The organism is Salinimicrobium marinum (assembly GCF_014651535.1).
GTDB classification, from domain to species: domain Bacteria; phylum Bacteroidota; class Bacteroidia; order Flavobacteriales; family Flavobacteriaceae; genus Salinimicrobium; species Salinimicrobium marinum.
The window spans coordinates 222,458-236,939 of the sequence record NZ_BMXB01000003.1; the positions used below are offsets into that span (position 1 = coordinate 222,458).

Genomic DNA, 14,482 nt, shown 5'->3' on the forward strand with positions numbered 1-14,482 from the left:
AAAATTACTATTTAATCCTCAACAAAGGTAAAAACTTCTAATATTTACCCTTATTAGATAAGCAAGAGTAAATTTTACCTCTGTAACAATGACGAATTTTAATAGAAATGAGCCTTATAATGATCTGCCTTTGCTACCACCAAAGTCTGCATTAGAAACAACAAAGGTACTTCGGAAAACGATCGAAGCCAGCAGGGCATTGGCAAAATTCAATGGTATGCTTATTAATTTACCCAATCCCATTTTTTTCCTTGACACTATCCATTTACAGGAAGCTAAAGCTAGTTCTGAAATTGAAAATATCATCACCACAAATGACAATTTTTTATAAGGCTATTGTTGCAGATAAAATGTTTGACAATCCTTCAAACAAGGAAGTAATCAGATACAAAGAAGCTTTATGGCAAGGGTTAGAGACTATTGACAAAAAACCTTTTATCAGTACTAACTTGTGCATTGAGATTGTACGAAGTATAAAGAAAAATACCGCAGGAATTAGGACCACTCCTGGCACAAGTCTTAAAAATCCACAAGGCGAAACTATTTACACACCGCCGACAGGTGAAGCTGTAATACGAGATAAATAAGCCAACCTCGAAAAATTCATAAATGAAAAAGATGTCATAGACCCCTTAATTAAAATGGCAATCATGCACTATCAGTTTGAAGCGATTCATCCGTTTACTGATGGAAATGGTCGAACAGGACGTATTTTACTATTACTCTATTTAAAAATTGAAAAACTTTTAGATATTCCGGTATTATATCTAAGTGAATATATTATAAAAATAAAACGTCTTATTATTCAAAATTACGACACGTAACAGAAAAAGATGCGTGGGAAGAATGGATTTGGTAAATGCTTGAAATGATACCTTTTACTGCCAATAAAGGATTGAATCTTTTAAATCAAGTGAATGGATTGATGCAAACCTTCACCGATGAAGTAAAAGAGACGCTACCAAAAGTCTATTCTAAAGATTTAATAGAAATTCTCTTTAAATTACCTTATACAAAATGTCAATATTTAATCGATGCTGGATTAGGAAACCCAAAAACTGTAGGAAATTATCTGAATGAATTAGAAGAGGCAGGGTTTTTAACCTCCGAAAAGGTTGAGAAAGAAAAACAGTATCTTAACTACAAGTTGATGGAAATATTGGAGAATTCTTGATCCGCTATAATTAAGTTTATAAAATTTTATGCTCTTAACAGAAGCTACCATTCTATTTGCCTACTGGCCTTACCGGAGTTTTAGGTGAAAAATTGGCACGAGGGCATTGTGAAATTCTTAAAAGAAGTAAAAACATTATATAAGTTTATTTCATAGGATGGAATTCCGATTTGAAATTTAATGGTTACCGCGGATAATTAATTCTTTTGCAACCCGTACTGCAACATACAATTGCTAATATCATTATAGAACTTATTTAAGTATCTCCTTTAATTAAGCTCCTTAAAATAACTCGATGTGTGAAATATTGCGATTTTTGATTGGACTTAAAATCACCATTAGTGGGTATTGTTTTTAGAGTTTATTATTGGCAATTTAATAAAGGTTTAGGAATGATCGTTTTGTAACTTGTTGTATTACAAATAATCATGTAAATCTTTTTTTAAATCCCTCCATAGAAAATTATTTCTTTTTTGTATAAAATCCAAAATCAATAAAGGAAAAGAGTTAAGGTTTCAAAACTTTCAAACTTTCAAAATATTAACCTTTAAAAATCATTATAATGAAAGAACTATTTTTACTACCGGAGGGAATGATGTTTCCGAGTTATCAACCTTACAACAGTTCTGGAATAAAGTCCAGAAATGATTCCTCCTCTAAAATAAATTTTTTATCACCATTAATTGGTAAAGTCTTCTTGTATTTCGCCATAGGGATGATTTATTTCAACAGTGAAACTTTGGTGGCTATGTACCAGGAAAGGCAATCTGCAAATGTTCTGCAAAAAAACGAGAGGGATTGCCCAAAACACAATACACCACAATGTGCCATACCTATTGAAATTGGAAAACGTGAAAATGCTTCTTTTACCAGAGATTTAGTGTACTATAAGTTTAATGTTGAGAACCCGGATGAATTTATATTTACGCTAAACCCTGTTCCTAATACCCGTGGTATATCATTGGAATTACAAGATGGAGACTACAACAGGATGTACAGGAGTTCTTTTGAAGCTGGGCATCCGAGTAGTGCCGATTTTAAAATTAGAACACCTGGAGAATATTATCTAGTACTACGTCCGGCCTCATGCTGCTCTGGAGCTAACACTAAGTATGGTCTGTTAATTTCCACTGCTGAACAGACTCCAGTTCTTGATATAGTAGCAACAGATTGCCCGAAACGAAATACTCCTCAATGTGCTATTCCATTAAATATAGGGGAAATGGATAGTGATACGTTTAATCGAAATGAAATATACTACACGTTCGATTTGGAAGATGCGAAAAAAATCAAATTTACTCTTGATCCAATGCCAGTTACTCGTGGTGTTTCTCTGGAAATAAAAGACAGTAACTATAATATGGTGACAAATCATTCCTTTGAGAAAGGAAACCCAGGTAATTTCGAATTTGATTTCTTGAACAAAGGAAAGTACTACTTGCTTCTAAAACCAGCTGCTTGCTGTAGCGGAGGGAGTAACGACTATACCATTGCTGTATCGGAATAGCTAAATCATAGTTTGTTTTTTTATGAAGGTTAGAGATATATACATCCAGATCCAGAATCATGACTTTTGTTCAGAAGTATCAGATCTTTTTCTTGGACGAAAGCTAATCCAGACAAATCTCAGAAGAAGACTACAGCCTTCAAAAAAAAACACTCGTTATAGGGGAGCTTATTTAGTGGCCGGATATCGCGGAATGGGTAAGTCTACTTTGGTTAGAAAAGTAATTGAATCAATAAACAAACCAGTCAACACAAAAATAAAGGATGGTAATTCCGGATTATTCAAATACAAAAAACGGTCGGAAATGCCAGAAAAAAAAATAATATCAATTGATGTATACCTTTCTCAGGGGAATTTAAATGATTACGACTTATTGAGGCAAATGTTCATCCAGTTGGACTCGAAGCTTAAACTGGAGTTACATCAACCATATGAGGGCTATAGAAAACCTCTTCTGGCTTTACTGTCATTTGTTTTATTATTTGGTGGTTCATACGCAGTTTGGCACTGCTTATATGCAGAGGAGAATTCTGAAGATAAGTTTGGTGCTTTCCTTTATGTGATTTCCCAAGTTGAAAATCTCTTATCTCTTATAATTTATATATTCCTTTTTGTTCTTCTTTATCTAACCATGAGTTTTCTTTTTAAGAAACATTGGAAGCCAAAAGGAAAAGCTAAATCTGAACTTAGAAAGAAATTAGAAGAGATAAAGAGAAGGATTCATTCTGATTATGAAGAATCTGGAGGTGATAAGAATAATTCTATTTTCTCAGAATTAAGTTCTGATCTTAAATTACCGACAGCACTGTTTTCCGGTATGGAAGATTCCAATTCATATAAGCAGAATTTTAAAAAGTTGACAGCTAAAGAACTTGAATACGAATTAAAAAATGTTCTATGTCTTTATAAGAATTATCGCGATAATAATTTCAAACAGAATTATATAATTTTTATTGTTGATGAACTTGATAAATTAGAACCAGAGTTTGTAGAAACTAAATCAAACTTAACGAAGTCAAGAGAAGAGGCGCGGAAAGAAACCATTTTAAATTTGCTGGGAAACCTTAAGAGTTTTGTCCATACTGCAGAAGCTAAATTTATTTTCATAGGTGGTGCTGAAATGTACGATGCAAGCTTAGCAGATATTTCCGATAGAGAATCTTTTTATAGTAGTATTTTCAACGAAGTATTTTATGTAAACAGCTTTTTTAAAGATTATACCGGGAGAAGAAAAACAAATATCACCGAAATGTTTTCAACTTATCTCATGACTATTTTCTTAAAAGAAGATGGTGAAATAAAGGAAAACTTTTTATCAGACACTAGTACGTCGCGGATTTACAGGGAATTTTATCAAAAATTACCCAGAGATGGTGAAAATGACTCAGACAAGGATCTACTCCTATATCATGTTAATCAATTTATACTATATCTCACCTACAGAAGTAATGGAAGTCCTAAAAAACTTAGACAATTAGTAGACTATAATATCATTAGTTCCACCAATGATTTAGCCATTGTTCAGGAAGATTCTTGTGTAATTGGTTTTGAAAGCAAGGAAGTAAAGGGTGAGATTATAAATTTAAAGGAAAACAGGCCAAAGAAAAAGAAGAAAGTAGGTGAAAGTATTCCTGGTCTGAGCAAGAATGAAAATACGGATAAGGATGTATGTTATTCTTTTTTGAGGCTAATGAAAAATCCCCAAACTTTAAAGGATGAACTTTTACCACCAGGAAATTACCTGAGATTAGAGTATCGGCATCAGTACAAAGTGGGGCTGCTGACCTCTATTTTTCTGCCTTACTTAATTAAAAATGAAAGCTATTTTAAAGAATACAACGATAAAAACTTGTATCTGTCAGCATTTTTAATGGATCATATTCTTAAATTTCACAAATCTGCTTTTTCCTGGAGACAAATTGAAATAATGCCTGATATCATTATTGGCAGTAAAGATCCAAACTTACGAGATACTTTGAGTAGTATTCTTTCCTATTTATCTGTTAAGCACATAAGAGAGACTACCAATTCCATGTATAAATACAAGTTTAGAAGCAGAACAGCTTCAGAATTAAGATATATTTCCAAGATTTCCGAGGAGAGTGCTGCCGCTTTTAACTTTACTTATGATGAATCTCAGCATTTGAAGTTGTTTTTTAAAAGAAAATTAAAGGAAAAAATAGAAAGCTATAGAGAAAATAAATCATTTGGGGATGATTCTTATATTCATACACTGGCATTTTTAAATTCCACAATAGCTGATGTTCATTTTTATGATGAAGAGTATGATTCTGCCATTAGATATTATTCGGATGCGATCCAAGGTTTAAACAAATTACAGAATAAAAGCAATCATCAAAAAATACTCTACACAAGAGATAGATTACTGCTGAGTCTATGTTTTGAAAAAAGTAATAGGTATGAAAGTGCATACTCGATCCTTAGAAGTATTATTCTTGATTCAAATAAATTTAGGTTTGCTAAGGAGGAAGTAAAGAATGGAGCAGCCTGGGAAGATCCATACAAGAGAATGCAGTTATTTCTTAGGCCCCACCTGGCTCTCGTTTCCATTATTGAAAAAAACAGGTCCGACGGATTAACTTTTAGTAATCTGAAAAGAAACATTAGCGAGTTTACCAACTTCATGGATTTGAAATGTTTGTTTCCAGAGGTTTCCTTTAATGAATCTCTGGATCACGAGAAAATGTTGAAAAATGGCCTTATAGGTGATTCTAAAAGAATTCAAACTTTACTGGCAGATTACTATCAGAACGTTGGTTCTATCCTTTTTTACAAGAACCGAAATTTTAAATCGCTTTTTGAATGGGGTGCGGAAGGTATACTCCACCGGTTTCTTAATATTGCTGATTTTCCCCACAAGTTTCACTCAAATTTTTCAATGGATAAAAGGGAAATTGAAATTGATGGTAAAGTGATCGACCAAAAAAAGAAATATTTTAGCCTGGACAATGTTCGGAAGTTCTATGGTAAAGAAAGATCGGAATTTTATTTTCCTTCATTTGCTTCTTTTTTTTATTACGTCATTTCACTTAACCATTTGCTTTTCCCATACATTGAAAATATAAATTCAATTTTTGCAAATGATGATGAAAAATTCAATTCTGGAGACCAGAATCAAATCCTGGAGAAATTAGTTTTTGAGGATCGAACATCACATATTTTAGGTGGAAAGCAAAAAGGGCTAATAGCTTTAGTTCTGGGGCAAATGGCAGATGCTGTTTTATCCTGTTTAGGGAAAATAACAGTTAAAAAAAGAAATCTGAGAAACAGGAGATCATATGGCTTAAAAGAGAAAAACGTACAGGAATGGACCAGGTTCTTTAAAGAGGTATCCTGTATAGAAGGTAAGCAGCTTTTATTTAATGACTTTTTTTCTATACAAACTGTTCTTTATTATAATTTATTGAGCTACGAGTTCTACCGAAAAGCCGATAAATATTATGATGCTCTTTTCAACCTTAAGAAATGCATCTATATAATAACTTCTCATAAAGAATTTCAACAATTAGGTGATAAACACCACATAAATTTATTTACTAATTGGCTCTTTGATGAATGTAATGAAATATTGAAAAAAACTTTTCTTTCCACTAAAGAAAACAACAAAGAATTTTTTCGTAGTATAAAAGGAGAGAAATTCGCGCACCCAGATCTATTTAATTCAGAAGACGAAGAAGAGGTAGGCCTATTGAGGCAGCGGTTTGATAGTTTCAATTTGCGAAGCAAATCAGTCGCAACGACAGATTGGGATGACCACACCAAAAACCCTCAGGTTGTTAACAATATTTTTTCAAGAATTCAAAAGCTGAAATTTACTAGTGATATTCACTACAAAAAGTATAAGGAGACTATTCAGAAATTTGATTCAGATTTTCAAATTGCTGAGATTACTGAAGATTCAGATATAATTACCTTCTCCGGAAATGGTACAGAAATAAAATGTGACTATACCACTTTTATAAAAATTTCAAAATTAATAATTTTCTGTTATAAAAATCTCTTTAAAACAATTAATACGTATGGGATATCATATACCATGTCCTACTCTTATTTAGCCAATATCTACAAAAATGTGGTTAATTGGTGTCCTGTTGCTGAGAAAATCGAAGAGTATTTAAGAAAACCCGTTCAGAAGAGTAAGAAAGACAAATTGCATCAGGATCTCAGGATGATCTTTGAAGATAATTTACTTCTTTTTAGAAAGGATGCTAATGTTGAAAAGGCCATCGAGAACTATGAAAAAGCAATTAGTGTTCATTCGGAGGGGGCAGAGTACAAAAGCATGATCAGAGACATGTATATGCTTGAAGATGATTTCAATGATAACCTCACTCACTTCTTTGCTGCTTTGGAGCGAAGTTTAATAAATGTAGGGATAGTCGAAACAAATCTTAAGAGATTAAATGAAATGAAGGTAACTGCGAATAAATAATTTTAAAATTAGAATATCACCCATTCCTGTAAATATTCATTTTCATTTTTTCCCACGTTACAGGACCAATTATACCATCTGAATCTTTTTCAGAAAAGCCGTTTCTACTTTGCCGTACTGCGACTGCTTCCGCAAAAGCTTCTTCGCACAGGCTAATATTTTCCCGGCCGATGGTTTTAAGCAGGAGCTCGTTTATTTTGGGAATAGCAATTTATCCAGCCCGTTTCTTTGGCGTATTTCCGGTTTAAGCGCACGGCTTTGGGAATTGCTGAAGCATCTTCAGCGGGAGGCTCATTTGAAGTCGTTTTCTCCGGAATCCTGAAGCCGGGCAGGGGATTGTGTTCCCAGTGCCAGGGTTCGGCAGAATAAGGATAGAATCCGAAGGATGAAGCATGGCTTTGCAACCATTTGTAGACTGCGGTACGTCGCTGCAGCGCCACAGATTCCTTGTTGTTTTTGGTTCCCAGGAAAAGATCCAGAGCCCTGCCGCTATGGAGGGCACTGCCACCCGGTTTGGTAACCCACTTCCTGGCCTTGGTCTCACTTCCACGTTTCCGCAGTGCTTTTTTCCATAGCTCCGTCTGCTGTGCGGTTGAGCGGTAACCCGATGTGGGGAGTAACAGGGGATGTTTATGTCCCGCCGCCCTGGCTGCTGAAACCATTGCCTCCCAGGCAGCCTTTGTTGATCGATGTACCGGAATTTTACGGAAGGAGTCTATATAAACTATTTCTGAAGGAGGAGGGTCTTTTTTTAAAGCCAGTCTTCCTCCACCTTTTTCTCCGTAGATATTGCTTGCCGGTGCTTCTTCCTCAAACGCTTCTTCCCCTAATAACTCCCGGGCCAGGATGAAATCCAGTTCATTGTCAAACTCCTCCAGCAGCTCAACTTCTCCTTCATGAGAAGGGGAGTGGAGAGCTTCAAAAGATTCCTTCTCAAATTCAGAACTGCCGGTGCTGCTGCTTCCCTCAGGATGATCTGTAACTGGCCGACTTTCTGAATTAAAAATTTCATGACGATGCAGATGTCCCTCCAGAACCTGTTCCAGATGATCCCCGGCTTCACGATGCTCTTGAACTGCTGCTTCCGCAGCATTGGGAGTAGTTGCTGGTAATCCTTCCTCCCAGGTCTCTACAAACGGACTAAACCGCCGTAGATCTTCAGGAATTGATAGTGTGTCCTCGTATTCGCGCATCAGGATCGTTTTTTAGCTACTGTTATACCGCTTTGGTTATATTAGATTAGGAGGCTGTTTTCCTTCAGCTTTATAGGGCCGGACTTTTAGGCGATCCATTAGACTGGACTTTCACCTTTCCGCTAATGCTGCCATTACCACCAATGCTGCCATTACTGGTTATCCTGCCGCTTCTGCTACCGGGAATGGGAAAATTATCAGCATTTTTGATTCGATGGCCGGTGGCTTTTTCCCAATTGTTGATGATCAGTAAAAAAGTGTTAAGCATTGAAACTTCTTCCGGAGCAGGGGGAGGGGCACGGGTACGGTCATTGCCAGCTTTGGCTTCCGCGTTACACAGGAAAACCCATTATTGCGTATGGCACACTAATATTCGTTATTGCCCTTATCACCGGTTTAGTACTATGGTGGCCAAGGAGATGGAATAAAACAATCAGAGATGCAAGTTTTAAGATCAAATGGACTGCAAAATTTAAAAGACTAAATTACGACCTGCACAATGTACTTGGATTTTATACTCTTCTTGTAGCACTGGTTTTAGGCCTCACCGGAATGGTCTATGGGATGCAATGGTTCTCTGATGTCGTTTACTGGACAGCTTCGGGAGGTGAAAAATGTTCTGGAGAGCGTGTGATTTCAGACACCATCGCAGCAAGTACCTATGAGGTAGCAGATGAAGATGTGTTTTTCAGGCAGGTATTGGCATCGGAAATTGACCCTGCACAAAATCAAATCGCCATACAATATCCCTATGGAAAATCAGGGGCATGGAATGTCAACATTAATCCCAGCTTTCAAACCCGCTAGGAGGCCAGAAGCACATTTTATGAGCAGGGATCTCTAAAAGAACTCAGAAAAGATCCTGTATTTTCAGAAGCCAATGGAGGAGAGCAGTTGATGAGACTCAATTATGACCTTCATGTAGACGCGATTGGCGGAAAATGGACAAAAATCATCGCCTTCTTATTGTGTATTATCTCAGTCAGTTTACCTGTTACAGGATTTGTTGTGTGGTGGAAGAAGCATCCGAATAAACGCATTGAAGGCTTAAAATTTCCCACCTAAACATATAACCATTTTATTTAGAAACCAGCTGGGCAAGCTATGAAAAAAGGATAGGTAATTGGTTGTCGGCCCGTTGTGGCCCACAATCCGGGAGCCAGTCCTTGGACCGGTTTACAGTAAATATGTATAATAGTTCTTTTGTTTGAAACAGCAACAGGATCTAATCATTGTAGATGCGATGTAGGATGATCCTAGGCTGGATGAGATACTTCTACTTTTCGGTGCCTTTAGCCTCCAGATTGCTACTGGTAAAATCCATCAATTATATTAATATATTAAACAGCGGTTATTCAGCAAATCTCAATAGAAAAGTTTTTATTTAACACTCTCTCATTTACCATCCTAGAGTACATTTCTGTCGTTTCTTATCTGGAGCAGAATGGATAAGTCCCATTGGGAAAAATCTATTTTCCCGAACTTTTCATTAAGGATGAGAAGTTTCTCCTGGTGTATAAACCCGTTGATCTCATCCTGAGAAATTGAAATCGTATAAATCCATTAAGATAGCCTCAAAAGTTTTCTCTGAACCTTGAGTTGTGAGTTAAATTTCCTGTGATAGCACATAGTTATATGAATACTTGAATCTTCAGTTCAGTGATCTTCTTCTAATTCTTCCCTCAAGGATTCAAGGTAAGTTAATTCCATTTCACTATTAAAAAGTAAATCCTGGTCTTCAGGATTCCTCCTGATAATATCGAGCAGCTCATCTATTCTATTATAAATCATCAGTAGTGTCATGAGGAAATTGTTCAGGTACTTTTCAGAGGTACTGTTTGTTTTAATGAGGGCAAATTCTGTGCCTTGCAAGACAGTTTGAATTTTTTTGAGGAAACGGGAGAGACAAAGAGATTAAATATGAAAAAAAGATGTAGGAATGACTTCAGGTTTTATAATTCTTCCTGATGATTTTATCCGAAATTGATTTATAGAGGTCAGATTTTTTTTCGGGTGAAAAGGTTAGCAGAACAAAAAATGCATTTTGTTGTAGGAAAAGACTTATTAAATGCTCCGGAGAATGCAAATTTAAAGGACAGAGAAAAAACTTAAAAAAATATTAAATTTTATTATTTAAATGTTAAAAAACTTTTCATATTTGTTCAGTCTATAGTACAAGCTGAGGTTGTTAAAAATAGATGATTTAATTGCCAAAAAATGTATGAAAATATTATTTCCCGTCTCTTCGATTAAATGTCATTTGTCCATGACAAACAGCGCAGCCATTATAAATTTTAAAACTGTTTTGTCACCAAATCACCTTAGCGTTCGAAATGATTAAACTTAATCCTAATTAGATCCAGCCTAAAATTACCTAACTCTTAATTAATTCTGGTTTAAAAAACTATCCAGAGGCGTTTTTCTCATCTAAAATCAAATTCATTGCTAAGGTCCACAGTCAGCACTATAGTTCACTCCTAATTTAAAATGTAATGTAGCCCTCTATTCTCAAAACATTAAGTCTTTACCTATGAAACAAAAACTACTTTTATTTCTTATAACCTGTGTATTACAATACCCCTTATTGGGTAAAACGTTTTCTGAGGATGATCCTACCTTTATTGATTACCTTACAGATGATTATGACGGCTTTTCGGCAGTCTTCTTAGAAGACAGAACGGTAGTAGAATTTCCGTTGACGCCATGTAACACGCCTAGTATTGATGATCTGGTTAGTTCCCTAAGTGTATCAATTAATTCGAATAGCAGCATAGTAGTTAATGCTTCAGGAGGAGGAACTTTAAGTTATCAATGGCAGGTTAGTACAGATGGAGGAAATACCTTTAATAATTTAGGTAATGGTGCTAATTACAGCGGTGTAGCTAGTAATAAGTTGTTATTGCTGACAATTCCTGAAAATTTTAATAGTTATCAATATAGGTGTCTTGTTTCAGAAGGTTCTTGTACTGCAACTTCTGGAGTTACTACCCTACAGGTCAGTACAAATCCTTTGTGTTCATCTACTCCGACTCAATTTTGTTGTGAATACGTTTCTTCTGTACAGCTAAACGGAGTAACTTTTAATGGAAATACAGGGTACACCGGTCCCGGTTATTATGACTACACGAGTGTCAAAATTCCAGATGTTCCTGCTGGTTCTACAATTCCTTTAAGTGTAACAGTAGTAACTAATAGTACTTATCAGGAGTATGTTAAGATGTGGATTGATTTTAACAGGAACGGAACCCCTGGTGATGAAACAAATGAATTGGTTTTTGACCAGAACGCGTTTTTTGATGGTACACATGTGTTTTCAGGAAATATTACCATTCCGGCAGATGCCTATAATGGCAATTTATATGCAAGGATAATTATGCAGTACGCTGGTTCTCCAGATGTTTGCGGTGAATATGATTATGGAAATACGTTAGATTTCAGGATACCAGTTGTAGGAGGTATAGATCCAATTTCACTAAGTGTTGGAGTACAAGATGTTGGCGAGTCAGGAGGAAATGTTACAAGTAGTCCGGCAGGTATTGATACAGATGCGAATGTATACGAAAATGTTTTTGCAGTGGATACAGAGGTAAGGTTAACCGCCAATCCACAGGAAGGTTCAAAATTTATAGATTGGTCTGGTGATATAGCAGCTACAGATAATCCTCTATCTGTTTTAATGAATTCGAGCAAAAATATTGTGGCCAGATTTTCTCTGTTACCCAATGCTACTAATGTGGCTATAACGGGTACAACATCTGTAGGAAAAGAACTTGTAGGGTATTATGATTACGAAGGAAACACTGAAAACGGCTCTACTTATCAATGGTACCTTTCCGATAATGCTTCGGGAACCGGAGCAATTGCAATAAGTGGCGCCACAAGTAAAACTTATACACTGACTGGGGATGATGCAGCTAAATATATAGCTTTTGAAGTTATTCCGGGTGATGGCGCAGATGTGGGGAATGCAGTAAAAAGTAGTTTTCAGGGGCCTATTTTAGATCCAATTGTCCTTTCTAGTAGTCCCACTTTAACTTTTAATAGTAGTACAGGTTTAAGCGATAATATTGCTGAAGATGGGGAAGGAGGTTCGAAAAATATTACCGATATAGATATCCAGATTCATGATATTTCAGACATTGAGGGAACCAAAATGAATACACTTACCTGGCAGCCTGCTTCTTTTCTTAGTAGTACTGATGTAAATTATACAGGACTTACCAATCCTGGAAATGAGGGCTCAAAAGGAATGCTTATAAAAGCAGTGGATGGAAGTGAATTTAAACTTATACAATTTCAGTATTATAACTGGGGAGACACAGAGGCATTGACAAATACCATTAAGGGATATAGAAATAACCTTGAAGTTGCTTCCACTACTTTTCAAGGTTATGATCCTGCTTACGCTCCTCAAACAGTTACACTTCCCGCTTCATTTTCAAATGTTGACGAAGTTCGTTTTTACATTTCTGCCGGAGGATATGTAGGGGATCAATCATATACGAATCATAGTATCAATAGCATAAAAATCGGATCTCCAATAGCCAGTATACCTCCTACGGTTACTGATGACTACATTAGTATTATCGGGGCCAGTGGTACAGGTGGATCCTTCAGAATAGGAGATACAGTTACCGCTTCGTGGGACAATACTGCCACAGGAGATAATAACACCACCATCAATGAAGTTACTGTTGACTTTACAGAATTTGGGGGAGAATCAGCAATATTTGCAACAAATTCCGCAGACGTATGGACTGCGACCTATACTATAACCTCTGGTGCTGTGGATGCCGCCAACAGAAATATCAAAGTATCTGCGACAAATAATGATGGGACGACAACAATAAAGGACAATTCTAATGCCGTTGTGGATAATGAAGCTCCGACTGTTACTGATGGAAATATTTTTATCTCCGGAGCTACGGGAAATAATGGGATTTTCATTGGAGGGGACACTGTAAAGGTTATTTGGGATAATACTGCGTCTGGAGATAATAACAGCGATTTACTTTCTTCTGTAGCCATAGATTTTACAGCTTTTGGGGGTGGTAATAACATCCTGGCTTCCTATAGTGAAGGAAAATGGACGGCTACTTATACCCTTACTTCCGATAATATTTCCGGATCAAATTTGAATGTGTCAGTTACAGTGACCGACAACGCAGGTAATACTACTACCACAAACGATAGCAGTAATGTAACTGCGGACACTGTAATTCCCTCAGCACCTGTCTCTCCTGATTTAACTGTTGCTTCAGATACAGGTAGTTCAGCCACGGATAATATTACAAATGATACTACGCCTACTTTTACAGGAACTGCCGAAGCTAATTCAACAGTGACTATTATATCATCTATAGACGGTTCTTTAGGAACTACCACAGCTGATGGTTTAGGAAACTGGAACCTCACTGCAACTACGCTTACTGAAACTAGCCACAGCCTTACAGCTAAAGCAATAGATGCTGCAGGGAATAGTTCAGGGGCTTCATCTGCTTTGGAGATCACTATCGATATAACTGCTCCTTCAGCACCTTTAGGATTGATGGCCGAGGCTTATAACAAACAAATTACAGTGCAATGGTCTGCAAATGTTGAAAATGATTTGATTTCATATCAGGTTTACGGCGGTACTTCATCTGGTCCGATGAATAAATTAGCTACCACACCTATTGGAACCGTTGGCTATATCCACAGTAGTTTGATCAATGGAACTGCTTATTATTATCGTATAACTTCAATCGATTTTGCAGGAAATGAAAGCAGTTACAGCAATGAGATAAGTGCCACGCCTAAAGCAACACAGACTATTACTTTCTCTCCTCTTTCTTCCAGGACCTATGGAGATCCAAATTTCGATCCAGGAGCTACAAGTAATAATAATACTTTAGCGGTTACTTATACCAGTAGTAATACCGGAGTAGCGACCATTGTGAATGGAAAAATACATATAGTAGGCGTCGGTTTGACGGATATAACCGCCTCACAAGCTGGTGATGCCTCCCATGCCGATGCAGCTGATGTTACACAGTCATTAACTGTCACCCAAGCTGCAATCACCGTATCTGCTGATGCAAAATCCAAAATTTACGGAGAGATAGATCCTGTACTTACTTACCAGATCACTTCCGGAACTTTAGTCGGAAATGATG

General features: G+C 36.5%; 11 protein-coding genes and 1 pseudogene. 9 read left to right on the forward strand and 3 right to left on the reverse strand.

The window, feature by feature from the left end; genetic code table 11:
* Positions 1–88 precede the first annotated feature (88 nt).
* The 6 genes from IE056_RS18450 to IE056_RS07430 all read left to right on the forward strand — a co-directional run bounded on the left by IE056_RS18450 (position 89) and on the right by IE056_RS07430 (position 7,134).
* Positions 89–331, forward strand: a complete 243-nt coding sequence (locus IE056_RS18450; protein WP_229793689.1) for a Fic/DOC family N-terminal domain-containing protein — start codon at positions 89–91, stop codon at positions 329–331.
* Positions 315–587 (forward strand): hypothetical protein, encoded by a 273-nt coding sequence (locus IE056_RS18455; protein ID WP_229793690.1) that lies wholly within the window; start codon positions 315–317, stop codon positions 585–587. The genes IE056_RS18450 and IE056_RS18455 overlap by 17 nt, the downstream gene beginning before the upstream one ends.
* Positions 588–650: 63 nt before the next feature.
* Positions 651–824 carry a Fic family protein gene (locus IE056_RS18460; RefSeq protein WP_229793691.1) on the forward strand — a complete coding sequence of 58 codons (174 nt, stop codon included), beginning with the start codon at positions 651–653 and terminating at the stop codon, positions 822–824.
* Between the two features lie 44 nt (positions 825–868).
* A complete protein-coding gene (locus IE056_RS18465; RefSeq protein ID WP_229793692.1) occupies positions 869–1,174 on the forward strand; it encodes a hypothetical protein in 306 nt (101 codons plus the stop codon).
* Between the two features lie 562 nt (positions 1,175–1,736).
* Positions 1,737–2,681 carry a hypothetical protein gene (locus IE056_RS07425; protein WP_189604059.1) on the forward strand — a complete coding sequence of 315 codons (945 nt, stop codon included), beginning with the start codon at positions 1,737–1,739 and terminating at the stop codon, positions 2,679–2,681.
* Between the two features lie 304 nt (positions 2,682–2,985).
* Entirely contained in the window at positions 2,986–7,134 is a 4,149-nt protein-coding gene (locus IE056_RS07430; protein ID WP_189604060.1) for a hypothetical protein, read from the forward strand.
* A gap of 176 nt (positions 7,135–7,310) precedes the next feature.
* On the opposite strand, the gene IE056_RS07435 is transcribed toward IE056_RS07430, so the two are convergent.
* Both IE056_RS07435 and IE056_RS07440 read right to left on the reverse strand, forming a co-directional pair.
* Entirely contained in the window at positions 7,311–8,327 is a 1,017-nt protein-coding gene (locus tag IE056_RS07435) for a M15 family metallopeptidase (RefSeq protein ID WP_189604061.1), read from the reverse strand.
* 70 nt (positions 8,328–8,397) lie between these two features.
* Positions 8,398–8,595, reverse strand: coding sequence for a hypothetical protein (locus tag IE056_RS07440; protein WP_189604062.1), 198 nt, complete (start codon positions 8,593–8,595; stop codon positions 8,398–8,400).
* On the opposite strand from IE056_RS07440, the gene IE056_RS07445 reads away from it, so the two are divergent.
* Positions 8,595–9,134, forward strand: a complete 540-nt coding sequence (locus IE056_RS07445; protein WP_189604063.1) for a PepSY-associated TM helix domain-containing protein — start codon at positions 8,595–8,597, stop codon at positions 9,132–9,134. The genes IE056_RS07440 and IE056_RS07445 overlap by 1 nt on opposite strands.
* Positions 9,135–9,212: 78 nt before the next feature.
* Positions 9,213–9,392, forward strand: a pseudogene (locus IE056_RS07450) (PepSY domain-containing protein); the annotation flags it as partial.
* Between the two features lie 591 nt (positions 9,393–9,983).
* On the opposite strand, the gene IE056_RS07455 reads toward IE056_RS07450, so the two are convergent.
* Positions 9,984–10,199 carry a hypothetical protein gene (locus tag IE056_RS07455; RefSeq protein WP_189604065.1) on the reverse strand — a complete coding sequence of 72 codons (216 nt, stop codon included), beginning with the start codon at positions 10,197–10,199 and terminating at the stop codon, positions 9,984–9,986.
* A 658-nt stretch (positions 10,200–10,857) separates the two neighbouring features.
* Between IE056_RS07455 and IE056_RS07460 the strand changes: the two genes are divergently transcribed.
* On the forward strand, positions 10,858–14,482 hold a 3,625-nt coding region (locus IE056_RS07460; RefSeq protein ID WP_229793693.1), incomplete at its 3' end, for an Ig-like domain-containing protein.